Raw genomic sequence first — 16960 nt, forward strand, 5'->3', positions numbered from 1 at the left:
CACTTACCCAATTTCTACACAATCTAGCAGCTCTTGTACGACTCGTTGGTGATCGACTCCGTCTGCTAGTGCGTCGTAGGTCAAAGAAAAACGGTGGCCCAATACAGACGGAACCATGGCACGCACATCGTCAGGAGTCACATGGTCACGTCCTTGCATCCACGCATACGCACGAGCGCATTTGTCGAGTGCGATGGAAGCACGAGGACTAGAGCCAATCTCAATCCATTTTGCTAAGTTTGAATCGGCATAACGCTCTGGCTTACGAGTCGCCATCACTAACGCAACGATGTAGTTTTCCACTAGGTCCGATACCACGATGTTTGGTAACTGACGGCGCGCTTCTAGCACCACGTCTGGCTCGATGTGTTTTGGCGTAATAATTTCGCTGCTGGTTTCCGCACCCAATTCTTCACTGCGCACCAAACGAATGATGTCACGTTCGGCGTCATCTTCTGGATAATCGACGGTAACCTTCATGATAAAGCGGTCCATTTGCGCTTCTGGCAGCGGGTACGTGCCCTCTTGCTCTACAGGGTTTTGCGTTGCAAGCACCATAAATAAGTCTGGCAATACGTGAGTTTTATCGCCTACTGTGATTGTGCCTTCGGCCATGGCTTCAAGCAGTGCCGCTTGTACTTTGGCTGGTGCACGGTTGACCTCATCAGCAAGTACAATGCTGTTAAAAATTGGCCCTGGCTGAAAATGGAGTTGCGGCTTACCATCCAGCTCTTGATAAACCTCAGTACCCGTCACGTCAGATGGTAAAAGATCCGGCGTAAACTGGATTCGACCAAAACTGGTGTTTAACAAGTTCGCCAACGATTTTACGGAACGTGTTTTTGCCGTTCCCGGTAAACCTTCTAGCAGAATATGCCCATTTGTTAATAACCCGATGACTAAAGCTCGAACCACGTGGCTTTGTCCAATGACGCTTTTTTCTGTTTGTTCGATGAGTTCTTTTATCGCTTGTTGTGCGTGGTTCATAGGATACCTTTTCAATGGTTTAAGCCGTCTTTTCGATAGTTAAGTATAAGAACAAATGAAATAACTTAAGGTTATATTCACTATGTTATCTTTGCGGTTCTTGAGATTGGAGAAGTTGTGCAAGACCAACCAACATCGGTAACGCATAATCAAAGAACATTTTGATTCCCGAACACAAATAGTTTAGACCACTCTCACCATTCGGCGTTTTGATCAAACGGTTTTTTGGGCACTCACCCCAACAATAAGGCAAGTAAGGGCATTGCTTACAATACGTCGGCAATGAATCGCGTTTTGCCATGCCAAAAGTATATTGTCTTGTAGAGAAGGCCATTTCATTCAGTGAGTGTTCATGAATGTTGGCGAGTTTGTATTCTGGATACACATAGTGGTCGCAACTGAACACGTCGCCATTGTGCTCAATCGCCAACCCTTTGCCACAAAACTCAGCCGTCACGCAAAGCTGAGACGGTTTCCCCATTACTTGTGCTACCGCAGTTTCAAACAGATTAACCAACACACGGCCAAGATCGTTATTCACCCATTCTTCAAAGGTCGCCATTAAAAAGCGTCCCCAGTCTTCAGGATCGACCGACCAATCCGTCACTACAGACATTGGATGACCCGGTTTCGCCAGATCACTGCCTTTGGTTGGGATCATCTGTTCGTTCCAAAACTGCGGCGCGGTTGTTTGGAAGTTGTTGGCTTCTACCACCGGCGCAAACTGAATATAAGTCACACCCAATTCTTGGGTTAAAAATCGATATACTTCGAGTGGGTATTTCGCATTGTGACGATTCACCGTGACCAACGCGTTGAATTTCACGCCATGCGCTTTGAGCTTATCTACCGCTTTCATCACGAGATCAAACGTTGGCTTACCGCTGCGGGTTTTGCGATATTTGTCGTGCAGCTCTCGTGGTCCATCAATCGACAAGCCAACTAGGAATTTTTGCTCTTTTAAAAACGCACACCACTCATCGTTTAGCAAAATGCCGTTGGTCTGAAGGTCGTTTTCAATGCGAACGCCTTTCGGCTGATATTTCTTTTGCAAAGCTACGACATTGCGGAAATAGTCCAACCCAAGCAGCGTCGGCTCCCCGCCCTGCCATGAGAATACAATTTCTTCGCCATCCTGACTTTCGATATAGCTTTTCACGAACGCTTCCAGTGTTGCGTCGTCCATTTTTGGCTGCTTTTCTTGGTGCAGTAGATTTTCTTTATGCAGATAAAAGCAGTACTGACAATCGATGTTGCACTTTGCTCCGCCTGGCTTTGCCATCACATGGAATCGACGGTCATACGCGCCCAGAACAGGCGCTTTAGACGCCGTTTTAAGAGGAACAATAGGCATAGTAGTAGAATGGCGAGGGGAAATCTTACTCATACGTTTCTCACTATTACATATACCCAAATAACCTCGTGAGCGCTGTACAGCAAAAGTGAAGCTATTTGGGTATATAGCGCTCCAAAAAGCGCTATATAATCTTAATTTACTTAGAAGACTTAGGTACGAACGAACCTGCTTCCATACGAGGCGGGAATTCTTTGAATGTACCCATCACCTCTTTCACTGTATCCATTGCTGGCATCATTAAGAATGAACGCTCGTACATCCAACGAGAATAACCCATGCCTTGATCGCCTCGTTCAAATGGATCAATGCTCAAGTCAAAGATCAGTGGCACACGAAGTTTAGTGAACGGCTTACGCCATACATCCATACCCGTTTCATTCTCTTGAATCATAAAGTGGAACTTGTACTTTCCTTGGCGCAATGCCACAAGATCGCCGTCGTCGCTCCAGTAAACGAACTCATTTCGTACGGATTTGTCTGACTTACCCGTTAAATATGGCAGTTGGTTGTAACCGTCTAGGTGAACTTTGTAGTCCATATCGCCAACTTTTTTGCCTTTTAGCAGTTCGTCTTTAACTTTGGTATCACCTGCCGCAGCAACTAGTGTCGGGAAAAAGTCCTCTAATGACATCATGCCGTTGAATGTTTTACCTGCCTCAATTTTTCCAGGCCATTTAATCAACATTGGCACACGGAAACTCCCTTCCCAGCCAGTGTTTTTCTCTGAGCGGAACGGTGTCATCCCAGCATCCGGCCACAAATCAACCATAGGGCCGTTGTCAGTGGTGTAAACAATGATTGTATTGTCATCCACACCTAACTCTTTGATCTTGTTAAGTAGCTGACCGATTTGGTCATCGTGCTGCTTAACACCATCCGCGTAGAAACCGGCACCTGTTTTACCTTGGTATTCTTCAGGAACATGTGTGAAGTTGTGCATGCGAGTGGTGTTAAACCAAGTAAAGAACGGCTTGTCCGCTTTTACTTGTTTTTCTATGAAGCTTTCTGCGGCATCAAGAAACTCACCATCAACATTTTCCATACGCTTACGCGTAAGTGGACCGGTATCTTCGATTTTGCCGTCAGCGTAAGAATGGATAACGCCACGAGGGCCAAATTTCTTCTTGAACTCCGGATCTTTAGGGTAATCCACGTTCTCTGGCTCTTCTTCTGCGTTCAAGTGGTATAGGTTGCCGAAGAATTCATCAAAACCGTGGTTGGTAGGAAGATGCTCGTCTCGGTCACCTAAATGGTTCTTACCAAATTGTCCGGTTGCGTAACCCATTTGCTTAAGCACGGTTGCAATCGTCGGATCTTTTTCCGAGATACCTTCCGGAGCGCCTGGTAAGCCCACTTTTGATAGACCTGTACGTTTTGGCATTTGACCAGTGATGAATGCAGAACGGCCTGCTGTCGAGCTTTGCTGTGCGTAAAAGTTAGTGAACTTCGCACCCTCTTTAGCAATGCTATCGATGTTTGGCGTGTTGTACGCCATCATGCCTTGGTTGTAGGTACTAAGGTTCCAGTAACCAACATCATCACCAAAGATGACAAGAATGTTGGGTTTGTCCGCTGCATGTGCAACTGCAGATGCAGCGCCCAAAGCTAACGTACATGCGTTAAGTACGAGTTTTTTACTGCTCGTTTTGGTCGCATTTTTCATATTATCTCCAAGAGTTCGCTAGTGCGTAAAAAATGGTATTCGCTTTTCAATACCATTGTTGATATAAGATAAAGCACTAATTTCAGGCGATAAATGCAGTCAAAATTAGTTAACCTATAAATTAAATTTATGAGTGACGTTATGGACTTGAATTTGATCCAAACTTTTCTTGTTGTTGCGGAGTTTCAATCTTATACAAAAGCCGCGGAACAATTAGGGCTTACACAACCTGCTGTGAGCGCTGCAATAAAGCGTTTAGAGCAAGTCGTAGATAAGCAGTTATTCGTTAAAAAAGGACGAGGGATCGCACTAACCTCCACCGCTTATCAATTACTGCCGCAATTCCAGCAAGCGGTTAATATTATTGACAATGCGATATCTGATAAAAATCATTTTGAAGTGTGTTGTTCGGAAATTTTGTTGCACATTATGGACCCGATAAAGAACACTATTTTTTATGAATCACCACCCGAAAAATTCCTATTATTTGAGCTGTTAAGACAACAAAAAGTCGATCTAGTAATCGATACGGTGATCACGAAAGATGCAGCGTTTATTATTGAAGATGCCTATGAGGAAGAAGCCGTGGTTATCTGTCGTGAGAACCATCCCCGTGTACACGGCACGCTCACAAAAGAGCAATTTTATGAGGAAACTCACTGTTTATTTTCAGGAAAATGGAACAACATGTCGGGGTTCGAGCAACTAGCAAAGGAAACAATTCAAGAAAGAAAAGTCGACTTGATCACATCTTCGCTAGCGGGCATGGCGCTGTATGTCGCCCAAAGAGACAGTTTAGGGATCGTGTCTCAATCTTTTGCAAACAAGTGGAGCAAAGCGCTCAAACTTCAAATTTTGCCCTGCCCCATTTCGATACGCTCTATCCCTTACAAGTTCGTCTACCATAAGCGAGAGGTAAACAACCCAGCCCACATCGCTCTACGTGAAAAAATCAAAGCCAACTTAACGGCAGCCCACTACGAACCAATTTGTTTATAACTCTTGTCAATTGAAGCGTTAGGCGTTTTCGTCATCAAGCTTTCTACAAACCTGAATAGATAGAATTTTACAGATAAAAAAGAGGCTCATTTTAATGAGCCTCTTTCTATATGTGATACTTCACTTAGCTTTTCCTACTTATTTGGGTTCTCTTTTAGTTTCTCCATCACTTGATCGAGCGAGAAGCTTGCTGCTTTTTGCCTTGGTGGGAACTCTTTAAACGTTTCAAGGAATCTGCCTACGTAAGCTTGCGCAGGAACAAGCATGTAAGCACGGTCTAGCATCCAATCGTAGTAAGTGTTAGAAGTGATATCAGCCACTTCGTAAGGATCCATACGCAAGTTGAAGATCTTAGGAACACGAAGTGTGGTGAATGGTTCAGCCCAAATACGCAACGTACCTTTTGCTCGTTGCTCCATAAAGACCAGCTTCCATTTGTTATAGCGAAGTGCAGTTAAGTCTCCATCATCTGAGAAGTAAAAAATTTCTTCTCGTGGGGCCTTATCCTCTTTACCAGTCAAATATGGTAGGAAGTTATAGCCGTCTAGGTGAACTTTGAATTTCTTACCATTCGCACTGTAACCTTTGAGCAATTTCTCTTTGATATTGTCATCACCCGCGGCAGCAACGAACGTTGGCATCCAGTCCATGTGATGCATGATATCATTCGAAACAGAGCCAGCTTTAATTTTACCCGGCCAACGTACCATCGCAGGAACTCGGTACGCACCTTCCCAGTTGGTATTTTTCTCTCCACGGAATGGCGTTGTACCTGCATCTGGCCACGAGTTCATGTGTGGGCCATTATCGGTGGAGTAAAAGACGATTGTGTTGTCTTTAATACCCAAATCATCCACTTTTTTCAGTAGCTGACCTACATGGTTATCATGCTCGACCATACCATCTGCATACTCGCTGATACCTGTTTTTCCAGAGTTCTCTTCTTTCACATGAGTACGGAAGTGCATACGAGTTGCGTTCCACCAGACAAAGAAAGGTTTTTCAGCCTTGACGGCACGATCCATAAAGTCGAGTGCCGCATCTAACGTCTCTTCATCCACGGTTTCCATGCGCTTGCGAGTTAGAGGTCCTGTATCCTCAATTTTGCCATCAGCGTACGAACGGATAACGCCGCGCGGACCGAACTTTTTACGAAACTCAGGATCTTTAGGATAATCGACGTTTTCTGGCTCCTCCTCGGCGTTCAAGTGATAAAGGTTGCCAAAAAATTCATCGAAGCCGTGATTAGTAGGAAGGTGCTCATCTTTATCACCTAAGTGGTTTTTACCAAATTGCCCTGTCATATAGCCCATCGGCTTCAGCATTTCGGCAATGGTTGCGTCCTCTTCCTTCAAGCCAAGATCAGCACCTGGAAGCCCCACTTTACTCAAACCTGTTCTAAGAACGGTTTGGCCCGTAATGAAAGTAGAACGGCCCGCTGTACAAGATTGCTCACCGTAATAGTCAGTGAACATCATGCCTTCTTTGGCGATACTATCTATATTTGGTGTTTTGTACCCCATCAAGCCAAACGTGTAAGCACTGAGATTGGACTGGCCAATATCATCACCCCAAATGACGAGAATATTTGGTTTCTCTGCTGCGATACTGCTACTTGTCGCACCGATTAAAGCGGCGGCAAGAATCGCTAATCGGCGTTTAACGCCATATTTCGCTGTCATATAAACCTCTGTGTGTATTAGAAAAGTGCTTCCTGCAACAGAATGTATAGTTCACAAATAGCGGATAAGCGAATTTACTAAATGAGAATTCTTTCTATCTTTGCCTAACATTACACCGTTATTTGTCGCTAATACGCACTCCAATAGCACTTTAGTTCAGAGCGCCATCGCACCATTCATCACTACTGTTAATCTCAAATATTAAGATTGTCTACGCATATCACAGTGCTCATAAAGTACCTGATTGCTTTTATATAAATATTAATGATAATACGTTTTACTACTATTAATAATTAAGGTACCCGTGTGCTTGACTCCAAGGTTTCAAATGGAAAAACTTCCCAATGCCAACACAACGGCGTTCACCATAATGATGAGGAGCTATTACTAGATAAGCGCACTCACTCTGTGGTACTCAATTACTTGCCAAACAAGAAATCTGTTCAGTTAACAAGCATTCAATTTAAGCTGCTGCAAACTCTCACTCACCATCAAGATCAAGTACTTAGTAAGCATTTTCTTTACGAAACAGTACTAAAACGTGAATTTACTGAACATGATCGAGCACTCGATATGCACATGAGCAGAATGAGAAAGCGTCTAGTTCACGAAGGCGTTCCAACAGACAGAATTCAGACAGTCCACCGCCAGGGTTACATTTTCAAGCGCTCAGACAATCAACAGAAAAATTAACGCTAATTGACCCAACTTTTGGTAATTGACCGCTTATTTTGCTTTAATTAATGCAAATTCTAATCACGTAAAATAACTCAATGAATTTGCGCTTAATTTTTACACTTTGCATTGCTACTTTGTTTGCCGGCTGTGCAACCTATGCTGGTCTTAACTATGACCAACTGTTTGGTCCACAGCTCGTGCGTGAACGCACAGTTGACGTGGAAACCCCTCAAGCAAACTTCTTCCAAAGCGAAGTTAAACCCATTATGGATAACCGCTGTGTCGTCTGCCACGCGTGCTACGATGCACCATGTCAGCTTAAGCTCTCTTCTGTTGAAGGCATTGACCGTGGTGCGAGTAAAGCACTGGTATATGAAGGAACAAGACTCACAGCCGCAGTACCAACACGCTTATTCGAAGATGCAGAAACAACCCAAGAGTGGCGCGATGCGGGTTTTCATCCGGTTCTCAACGAACGTGATCAAAGCATGGCAGCCAACATTGACGCAGGCCTTATCGCACGTTTGCTACAGCAAAAAGAGCGCCACCCATTGCCTGACCAAGTCCAGTTAGAAGGCTTTGACTTTTCGATAGACCGAGAGCAAACCTGTCCAACGATTGAAGAATACGAGCAATACGAAAAGGATAACCCAACCTGGGGCATGCCTTTTGGTATGCCAAATCTATCAAACAGTGAATACCACACTCTCATGACTTGGTTGGAAAACGGCGCAATAATGAACGTTCACCAACCTGTTAGTGAGAATGAGCAAGCGCAAATAGATAAGTACGAAACATTACTTAACCACTCTGATTTGAAAAATCAGCTGATGGCTAGGTATATATATGAGCATTTGTTTTTATCTCATCTCTACTTTTCGGAACTCGATGAAGATCCCCGATTCTTCACGCTCGTCCGCTCTGCGACACCACCAGGACAGCCCGTCAAACGTATTTCAACGCGTCGCCCGTACGATGATCCAGGGGTTGAACGTGTGTTTTATCGAATTATTCCAGAGCAAGGGACCATAGTAGATAAAACTCACATGCCATTCGCGTTAAACAAGCAACGCATAGAGAACTGGAAAACTTGGTTTATTGATGCTGATTACATGGTTAGTCAGCTACCGAGTTATGAACCAGAAGTTGCTGCAAACCCGATGACATCATTCATCGACCTTCCAGTGAAGTCGCGCTTTAAGTTCATGCTAGATAATGCACAAAATACAATAATGGCATACATCAAAGGCCCAGTTTGTCGTGGCCAACTGGCATTGAATGTTATCAATGATCGCTTTTGGGTGTTTTTCCTTGATCCAGATAAAGCAGACATCCCAGAAGTAAATGAGTTTTACCGATCTCAGGCTGATAATCTAAAACTACCGGCAGAACAAGAGAGTAACACGCTACCTGTTACCAACTGGGTCAAGTACGCGCGCCAGCAAGCTCGCTACCTAGAGGCTAAATCTGAGTTCACTAATAACTGGTTTAAAGAAGGTGAAAACCTATCCACCGATGTAATTTGGGATGGTAATGGCACCAACCATAATGCGGCATTAACGATATTCCGCCATTTTGATAGTGCTTCTGTTGTTCAAGGTTTAGTTGGTGAGCAGCCTAAAACAGTGTGGATTCTTGACTACGCGTTACTAGAGCGTATCCACTATTTGCTTGTTGCTGGGTTTGACGTTTACGGTAACTTCGGCCATCAGCTCATGACACGAATGTTTATGGACTTCTTGCGTCTAGAAGGCGAAAGTAACTTTATCTCGTTGTTACCCGCCGATATGCGCCATGAACTTCAATCTAGCTGGTATAAAGATCAAAGCCCGCAGTTGAGTGACTTTTTACAACGAAATGTGAAGCCGTTTAACCAACCAACCAGCGTTCAGTATAAGAGTGACGATCCAAAAACGGAGTTGGTGGAGTTGTTGAGCGAACATGTTTCAGATGTGCTTCTGCCTCGCTACGAAATTCAAGACACGGCTCTTTCTGCGAGTAGTGAAAAGCAACTAAAACGTATTGACCACGTTCGTGGTGAAGGCCTAAAAACCGTTCCGCAAATCACTATGCTTATGGTGAGAAGTCAATCAGGGGAAGATGAACTGTTCACCTTACTTCACAACAATGCACACACAAACATCTCTAGCTTGTTTGATGAAGAAAGTAACCGTGACTTTGCTAACGATGATATGACCATTGTACGCGGCGTTGTGGGAAGCTACCCTGCGGCATTTTTCTCGATCAACGAAAACCAAGTAAAAGATTTTGTCGATCAATTTAGTGCCATCCAAAACGAGTCCGATTACGTTAAGTTATTGGATAATTTTGCGATTCGTAGAAGCTCAGAAAAATTCTGGTCATTTAGCGATCGTTTACACAATTGGTACCGTACAAAACAACCGATCGAATTTGGATTACTTGACTATAATCGTTTTGAGAATCGATGATGATTTAAGGGGGTTCTCATGGGTATCCGAGATAACATTGCCGCTCTTGAACAACAGATTTACGTTGCTTGTTCTGAGGGAGACTACGAAACGGTCAATATGCTTGAGCATCAACTCGAATACTTGCGTGGCAAAGTGGAACATCCTTTTGATGATGACCCTTATGCCCTAGACACTCGATTCGAGTGGGAAGATGACATGACCGAATAGAAAAAACCTCCGGAAAGCCGGAGGTTTTTTTATTTTCAATGCTCGATGGATTACTTCGACATTAACTCATCCAGAGCTTGAATTGATGCAGACACTTGAGAAACTAAATCATCTTTAGTCGCATTATAGGTATCTAGAGGTTGAGGCGCGGCTTCAATTGCTTGGCAAGCGTTCATTAGCGCAGTTAGTCCTAAACTTCCCGCGCTGCCCTTTAATTTATGGGCAAGGTTCTTTACTTCTTTACTATCATTGTCCTCAGCAGACGCTTGCAGCTTGCTTAATACATCGGTGCTGGTGGCTCTAAACAGATTAATAATGTGCAACATCTTATCTCTGCCCAAGATTTTCATATCGGACTCAATCACGCTCGGATTAATGATAACCACATCGGGTTCCTTTGTTTTAGGTGCTTGAACGACCTTTGATTGTAGCTCTTGTTCTTGAGGCGAAATTTGATCAAACGGGGTACAGTCGGCATTTTGTGGCAACAACAACGGCTTTCCGTCTAGCGCATCCAGAATCAATGCCGCGAGTGCCTCTTTTGCCAATGGCTTAGGCAAGTATCCGTCAAAACCAGCGGCTAGATAGCGCTCAACTTCTTCCGCAAAAACGTGCGCAGACACTGCAATCATTGGCGTGACGGCAAGCGCTTTATTGGCCGGCTTATCACACTCAATCCGCTTTAAGCGTTGGATCAACTCAGTTCCATCACAATCAGGGAGGTTGATGTCGACCAAAGCGATATCAAAATCTTGTGTGCTGATCAGTTGCTCTGCTTGTGAGCCGTTTTCTGCCATCACGACTTGATGCCCCATGCTTTCTAGAAAACCTTCCGCGACCACTCGGTTGACTTCATTATCTTCTACCAGCAAGACCTTTGCTTTCACTTTGCAACGTGCGGTTGCCACGGTTCCTGTTTCAACAGGTTCGCTTTCCTCTAACGGAATAGAGAACCAGAATCGGCTACCATTTCCCTCTTCGGAATCGACTTCTAAAACACCGCCCATCGCTTCAATGATTCGCTTACTGATAGCAAGTCCAAGCCCCGTGCCTCCAGTTTGGCTCATCCCACCTTCAGCTTGCGTGAAGGCATCAAACAACGTTCTCTGGTATTTTTTGGCAATTCCTATTCCAGTGTCTGATACTTCAATCAGGACTTGCGACTCGTCCTCTGGGTTCAGGCTAACGTAGATATCAATTTCTCCTTCGTCAGTGAACTTAATCGCGTTACCAACAAGATTGTTCAGCACCTGACTGATTCTGGTGACATCCCCTTTCCAGTAGCGACTAACATCACTTTCAATATGGTAGGAGAACAGCAGCTTCTTCTCTTGTGCTCGACTGTTCATTAACTGGAAAGTGTCCTCCACCATTTGGTGTAAATCAAAGCCCATGTGACGAATTTCTAAATGCCCCGCTTCAATCTTGGAGTAATCCAGTACATCATTAAGGATCGCGAGCAACGTTTTACCACTACGATTAATGATTTCCGCATAACGCTTTTGAATTGGGTTGAGGCCTGAGTCAATCAACAAGCGTGCTGTCCCCAACACTCCGTTCATTGGCGTTCTTATCTCATGGCTCATCGTCGCCAAGAAAGCCGATTTTGCTCGGCTCGCTTGCTCTGCTTGCTTGCGAGCTTTAGCGTGATTCAAAACCTCTTCATTCAAACGGCGGTTTGCTTGTTTTAACTGCGAGGTGCGCTGCTCAACGAGCTCTTCTAAATGCTCTTTATGCTCCTCAAGCTCTCGCTTGGCTTGAGCTTCACCCTCTGCTACCACTTTTAGTGCTTGCGCGGTATTACGAGCCGTGATGATGGCCTGCCCCATATGCGCCAACTCATCTTTGCCTTTCACTTCCAACTCAACCGCTAAGTTACCCTGTGCCACAGACAGTAACGCAGCGGAATATTCCGCTAACCGCTTCACAACAGAAAGGTACACCACACGCCATAAAATCAGCACCAATACAATCAAACCAACAATTGAAATAACGGTTAGAGACCACTGAGCGAATTTCAGTGTGCTGGTCAATTGGTCTACAGCGACGGTAGTGGTTTTGTTTGAATCATCAACCAATTTGTTGACCGTGCCATTAAGCTCTGAGAACAACTCTAATGTATTTTGCATCAGTTGTTGTGACTGTTCGTTATTCTCGTATTGCTGCATCAGTATAGAAAATACGACCTGACGCTTACCAAGCTCTATGAGCAGTTGGCTCATTTGCTTAGAGCGCGTAGGATCTTCCACAGCGAGTACACGGCGTTGCATGATTTTGAGGTTGCTATCGAAATCACTTTGAACCTGTTGAATTCGCTCAATATTCGTTAATGTCCGAGCCTCTTCAATCTGATTCAACATTTTAAAGGCCAACAAGTGCAGTTCATGCAATCGCTCAGTCAGATCAAGATCGACCTCCACCAGTGCATCTAGCGCCTGATAAACTTGCGATTTTTTATTCGATTCTAATAAGTCATAAATATGCGTGACGTTAGCAACAGCAATGGTGCTTGTATTCTGAACTTGCGTACGAGTTAGTTGTTCTAGCTCTTCACTGAGCAGACGCATTTCTTCAACACGAGTATCTATCTCTTTTGCAAGCCACAGCTTTTTTTCAACCGAAACACCGAGTTCTGCCAAATTGTCGATAACGTTCTGGACGTTATTCTCTAAAGCTTCTAACAATTGAGAATCGAACGACTCGCTCCCGAGCTCCTTGATGTGAGTGAGTAAAGACTCGAGCTGTTCGAACAGCACTCGCCCTGACTCCTTTCTTTCCTGTTCGTTTCTTGCGTTCGACAACATTTGTACAGACGAAATAATACGAGTACTCAACTCAGAGACTTGCCTCGCCTCAATCATGGCGGGAATCGCAGAATCCACGACATTTCTTTCGGTTTTGGCAACCAAAGAAAATCCAGACACACCAATAAGTGCCGATAACATGACCAGTATTGCCATCGCAATGAAAGACAACAAAAGTTTACGACCGATGCTTGCAGTTGCTAGCAGCATATTTTCATGACCTTAATGTTCGTGTTCAGCGACATATTACGTTATATTTTGCAGTGTTTACTTAATCTATGCCAACGAACTTCATTTCATGGTTAAAAATCAACACGCATTTCGCACATTTTTCAAACATTCTGCAGCCACTTTAACCCTCGTTGCTTCTTTGCCAGCGGTTGCCGCAGAGAAAATATGTGCAATATACCCTCACCTAAAGGATTCATACTGGTTGTCAGTAAACTATGGAATGGTGTCCGAAGCGAAAAGAGAAGGTGTCGAGCTACGAGTCCTTGAAGCGGGCGGCTACCCAAACAAAACCCGTCAAGAACAACAACTCGCACTGTGTAACCAATGGGGAGCAGATGCGGTTATCCTTGGGACCGTGGACCCACAGGCTTACGAGCACTCACTTAAAAATTGGGTGGGGAATACTCCCGTTTTTGCTACTGTGAACCAACTCGACTTGGATGAAGAACAAAGTGAGTTGCTAAAAGGGACTGTTGGTGTTGACTGGCATTGGATGGGATACGAAGCGGGTCAATATTTGGCAGCTCGCCATCCAAAGGGGTCAGGAAAAACCAACATTGCCTTACTTTTGGGGCCGCGAACTCGTGGTGGTACGAAACCCGTTACTGCCGGATTTTATGAAGCGATACAAGGAAGTGATATCAACATTGTTGACTCATTTTGGGCAGACAACGACAAGGAGTTACAACGTAACCTAGTTCAACGTGTGATCGATATGGGAAATATAGATTACATTGTTGGCAGTGCAGTGGCGATTGAAGCGGCCATCAGTGAGCTGCGCAGTGCCGGCAAAGCTGAGGAGATCGGTTTAGTTTCTGTGTACTTAAGTCATGGTGTATATCGAGGCCTGTTACGTAACAAAGTGCTCTTCGCACCAACAGATAAAATGGTGCAGCAAGGTCGGCTTTCCGTGATGCAAGCAACGCATTACTTAAGAGGGGAAGCGTATGACAAACATGCCTCACCAACCATCAAACCACTGACTCCGAAGACGCTTCATGATGACACGATCGAAGAATCGTTATCTCCGTCAGAATATAGGCCGACATTCCGTGTTAAGGCTGTTGATTGAAAGACCAAAAACGTGTTCTATTGAGTCACAACAATTTTAAAATCATACAAACGGAAACATCTTGATGCAAAAAACCATTCGTACCATGCCAACCCATAAACATGTGGCTTTGGTTGCTCACGACAACTGCAAACCTGAGCTACTTCGCTGGGTAAAAGAAAACAAAGAAAAGCTACAGAGTCACTTCCTTTACGCAACTGGCACGACAGGACACATGCTGAGTAAAGAAACTGGACTTGCGATTAAGAGCATGATCAGTGGTCCGATGGGCGGTGACCAACAACTAGGCGCTCTCATTTCAGAAGGCAAAATCGACGTTCTCGTTTTCTTTTGGGATCCACTGAATGCCGTACCTCACGACCCAGACGTTAAAGCGCTTCTTCGTATTGCTAGTGTTTGGAATATTCCTGTAGCAACGAACCGAGCCACCGCTAAGTTCCTGTTTAACTCCCCTCTTCTTGAGCAAGAAGTAGACATCGAAGTACCGGATTACGAAGCCTATCTTGCTGAGCGCATGTAAGCTTTGATGCCAACCAAATAAAGCAAGGGCGATACCAAGTATCGCCCTTGCTGTTTTTAACATTCTAAACGTTGCATTTAACGGGAAGTCACGATGGGATAGTCACCATTAACGAGCTCTTGAACGAATGCAGATCCCGCGCCAGTATGCGTGATCCAAACCTTCTCTTTCGCACGTGTAATCGCCACGTAAAATAGCCTGCGCTCTTCTGCGTAAGGGAATTTGTCTTTGGACTCCGTCAACGCACCATCAATGTGAATTTGCTTCTTCTTAGCGGGGAATTGCCCCTCATCCACAGAAAGAATAATCACAAAGTCTGCTTCGCGTCCTTTACTCGCATGGCAAGTCATAAAGCGAATATCGAGATTAGGGAAACGTCGCAACCAATCGTCGAACAAATCGGGCTTATGATAATGGTTACGTCCTAGCAATAAAACTGACTTGGTTTGCTTGGCTTGTTGATTCAAGTGATCCAAGATCTTTTCCACTTGATTGCTCGGCGCGGTATGTACGCTCTTCTGCTTGCGTTGTTTGTGGCTGTTTAGTGTTTTCGGCAACTGCGATGGGTTTTGCTGCACGAATGTATTCGCTACATCACCAATCTGATTGTTGAAACGATAAGTTGTATCTAAGTGATGAACGGTTGAGTGAGCAAAGCGTTCTTTAAAACCAGTGATAAGATCGACATCCGCTCCTGCAAACTGATAGATAGCTTGCCAATCGTCGCCAACAGCAAATAACGTCGCACCTGCTTGTTTCTGAGTGGATTCACACAGTGCTTCAATCAATGCCAGACGGTCTGGAGAGATATCTTGATACTCATCGACCATAATAAAGCGCCATGGCGAGACAAACTTTCCTTTATTCACATAATCTGTCGCACGACTGATCATGGTTGGGAAATCCACTTGGTTGCTTTCTTTAAGCATTTTCTGCCACGCTGTAAAACATGGCCAGCATAAGGCGAGTTCACTATTTAAACGCGTATAGTCTTGGTGGTTTACGAGCTTTTCTTGTACTTGCTTTTTGGTCAACCCTACCGCCGCTAAATGAGACAGCTGCGAATCTAGCCAAGCGATCAGTTTTGGATTTTCTGAATGGCTTCCTAACTCATCATCCCCTTTTAGGTACGCAATCGGCCATTTGTCTAAATGTTTTTGCCAACGTTTAAAGTTGGTGGGTGTCATCCAATGTTTTTTCAACCAGTCTACACACCATGCCGTTCGTTGATTTTCGTCCAACGCTAAAGGGCTAATTTCGACAGGTTGCTGTTCGACTTGTTTAAGAATATACAAGCCCAACTGATGGAATGTGTTGACGCGCACACCGTCTGCCGCCATGCCCACTTTATCTACTAAGCGTTCTTTCATTTCAGTCGCCGCATCACGACCGAACGCTAACATGAGAAGCTCTTCTGCTTGAGCCTGATGGCTTTGCAACAAATAGGCAACTCGTGCGGTTAAAACGCTGGTTTTGCCCGAGCCGGCACCAGCAAGAACTAAGTTGTGGTCGTCGTTGAGTAATACCGCATATTGCTGGGATAAATTCAAAGGAGAGGATTCAATTTGATTAAACAGCACTTCCCAATTTGGACGTTCTGCTTCTAGCCAATCGCGATTACGCTCACCAAGCGCCTCAGAGGTATCAATGAGCCAAGGCTCTATTTGCGACATACGATTCGGCATTCGCATTTTGGCTTCTTCTAGGGTGGTTTTCATCTCGCTTAACTCTTGGTTAAGACTTTCAACCCAGGAGACCACTTGAGAATGCGATAAGTAAGCAGGCAAGTGCTTTAGTTTGTAAAGCTCTTCTTCCCACTTAGGTAGATACTCAGCCAGTTTTCGGCACTGAGTGTTGTGCCATTCTTGATACTGACGAACAGCTTCAAGAGCAAACTTACGGCATTGTGGCCACGGTAGTCCTTGTACTAGCCAACTTTGTTGTTTGCCTTCGTGCTCATGAGCAAAAAACTGCAAAGAGCTCCATAACAACCCACGCTTTACGCTAACTTTGCCATTCCAGATCGTAAAAGGAATATGTTCTTCACTGCCTATTGAGCTTAATAAAACACTGTTCTCTTTTATTTCGACGTGATGGTACTCATTTTGAATAAAAAACTGTGCTTTGCTAGTGGCAGTGAGCTGCATGAAACGTGCGCCTTTTAATTTAGAAGTTGTCGATTTATATCATTTTAAGGCGCCAAATTGTAGCAATGGCGAGCACCTAAGTAAGCATCTTCTTTTATTCTTTAATAAAATTCACATTACTGTCGATTTAGTAACCTAAAGCTCATTCTATTTGAAGCTG

At 44.4% G+C, this 16960-nt stretch carries 12 protein-coding genes; 6 read left to right on the top strand and 6 right to left on the bottom strand.

Annotated features, from left to right (window positions below; translation table 11 throughout):
* Window positions 1–3 precede the first annotated feature (3 nt).
* From R7P74_RS06670 to R7P74_RS06680, 3 genes are all read right to left on the bottom strand, one after another.
* Window positions 4–987, bottom strand: a complete 984-nt coding sequence (locus R7P74_RS06670) for an AAA family ATPase (protein WP_005376549.1) — start codon at window positions 985–987, stop codon at window positions 4–6.
* 85 nt (window positions 988–1072) lie between these two features.
* Window positions 1073–2374: an anaerobic sulfatase maturase gene (locus R7P74_RS06675; protein WP_318122768.1), complete on the bottom strand. Its 1302-nt coding sequence runs from the start codon at window positions 2372–2374 to the stop codon at window positions 1073–1075.
* 106 nt (window positions 2375–2480) lie between these two features.
* Window positions 2481–4007, bottom strand: coding sequence for an arylsulfatase (locus R7P74_RS06680; RefSeq protein WP_318122769.1), 1527 nt, complete (start codon window positions 4005–4007; stop codon window positions 2481–2483).
* Window positions 4008–4148: 141 nt separating this feature from the next.
* Between R7P74_RS06680 and R7P74_RS06685 the strand changes: the two genes are divergently transcribed.
* Window positions 4149–5006 carry a LysR family transcriptional regulator gene (locus R7P74_RS06685; protein WP_025767859.1) on the top strand — a complete coding sequence of 286 codons (858 nt, stop codon included), beginning with the start codon at window positions 4149–4151 and terminating at the stop codon, window positions 5004–5006.
* Window positions 5007–5140: 134 nt separating this feature from the next.
* Here the strand turns inward: R7P74_RS06685 and R7P74_RS06690 are convergent, their stop codons facing one another.
* Window positions 5141–6688, bottom strand: coding sequence for an arylsulfatase (locus tag R7P74_RS06690; RefSeq protein ID WP_005376560.1), 1548 nt, complete (start codon window positions 6686–6688; stop codon window positions 5141–5143).
* A gap of 306 nt (window positions 6689–6994) precedes the next feature.
* On the opposite strand from R7P74_RS06690, the gene R7P74_RS06695 reads away from it, so the two are divergent.
* The 3 genes from R7P74_RS06695 (at window position 6995) to R7P74_RS06705 (ending at window position 10026) form a co-directional block, all read left to right on the top strand.
* Window positions 6995–7381 carry a winged helix-turn-helix domain-containing protein gene (locus R7P74_RS06695; protein ID WP_005376561.1) on the top strand — a complete coding sequence of 129 codons (387 nt, stop codon included), beginning with the start codon at window positions 6995–6997 and terminating at the stop codon, window positions 7379–7381.
* Between the two features lie 80 nt (window positions 7382–7461).
* Window positions 7462–9816, top strand: a complete 2355-nt coding sequence (locus R7P74_RS06700) for a fatty acid cis/trans isomerase (RefSeq protein WP_225473024.1) — start codon at window positions 7462–7464, stop codon at window positions 9814–9816.
* An 18-nt stretch (window positions 9817–9834) separates the two neighbouring features.
* Window positions 9835–10026 carry a hypothetical protein gene (locus R7P74_RS06705; protein WP_005376565.1) on the top strand — a complete coding sequence of 64 codons (192 nt, stop codon included), beginning with the start codon at window positions 9835–9837 and terminating at the stop codon, window positions 10024–10026.
* A 50-nt stretch (window positions 10027–10076) separates the two neighbouring features.
* Here R7P74_RS06705 and torS read toward each other — a convergent pair whose 3' ends face one another.
* Entirely contained in the window at window positions 10077–13040 is a 2964-nt protein-coding gene (torS, locus tag R7P74_RS06710) for a TMAO reductase system sensor histidine kinase/response regulator TorS (RefSeq protein WP_225473023.1), read from the bottom strand.
* Window positions 13041–13083: 43 nt separating this feature from the next.
* On the opposite strand from torS, the gene torT reads away from it, so the two are divergent.
* The gene (torT, locus tag R7P74_RS06715) at window positions 13084–14133 is read left to right on the top strand and encodes a TMAO reductase system periplasmic protein TorT (protein WP_080960073.1); all 1050 of its coding nucleotides are present in this window, start codon (window positions 13084–13086) and stop codon (window positions 14131–14133) included.
* Between the two features lie 64 nt (window positions 14134–14197).
* Window positions 14198–14653, top strand: a complete 456-nt coding sequence (locus tag R7P74_RS06720) for a methylglyoxal synthase (RefSeq protein WP_005376571.1) — start codon at window positions 14198–14200, stop codon at window positions 14651–14653.
* 77 nt (window positions 14654–14730) lie between these two features.
* Here the strand turns inward: R7P74_RS06720 and helD are convergent, their stop codons facing one another.
* Window positions 14731–16800, bottom strand: coding sequence for a DNA helicase IV (helD, locus tag R7P74_RS06725; protein ID WP_005376572.1), 2070 nt, complete (start codon window positions 16798–16800; stop codon window positions 14731–14733).
* Window positions 16801–16960: the final 160 nt, after the last annotated feature.

The organism is Vibrio sp. 2033, from assembly GCF_033339735.1.

Coding starts and splice junctions, on each gene's coding strand:
- R7P74_RS06670 (WP_005376549.1), bottom strand. CDS start 987: ATGAACCACGCACAACAAGCGATAAAAGAACTCATCGAACAAACAGAA.
- R7P74_RS06675 (WP_318122768.1), bottom strand. CDS start 2,374: ATGAGTAAGATTTCCCCTCGCCATTCTACTACTATGCCTATTGTTCCT.
- R7P74_RS06680 (WP_318122769.1), bottom strand. CDS start 4,007: ATGAAAAATGCGACCAAAACGAGCAGTAAAAAACTCGTACTTAACGCA.
- R7P74_RS06685 (WP_025767859.1), top strand. CDS start 4,149: ATGGACTTGAATTTGATCCAAACTTTTCTTGTTGTTGCGGAGTTTCAA.
- R7P74_RS06690 (WP_005376560.1), bottom strand. CDS start 6,688: ATGACAGCGAAATATGGCGTTAAACGCCGATTAGCGATTCTTGCCGCC.
- R7P74_RS06700 (WP_225473024.1), top strand. CDS start 7,462: ATGAATTTGCGCTTAATTTTTACACTTTGCATTGCTACTTTGTTTGCC.
- R7P74_RS06705 (WP_005376565.1), top strand. CDS start 9,835: ATGGGTATCCGAGATAACATTGCCGCTCTTGAACAACAGATTTACGTT.
- torS (WP_225473023.1), bottom strand. CDS start 13,040: ATGCTGCTAGCAACTGCAAGCATCGGTCGTAAACTTTTGTTGTCTTTC.
- R7P74_RS06720 (WP_005376571.1), top strand. CDS start 14,198: ATGCAAAAAACCATTCGTACCATGCCAACCCATAAACATGTGGCTTTG.
- helD (WP_005376572.1), bottom strand. CDS start 16,800: ATGCAGCTCACTGCCACTAGCAAAGCACAGTTTTTTATTCAAAATGAG.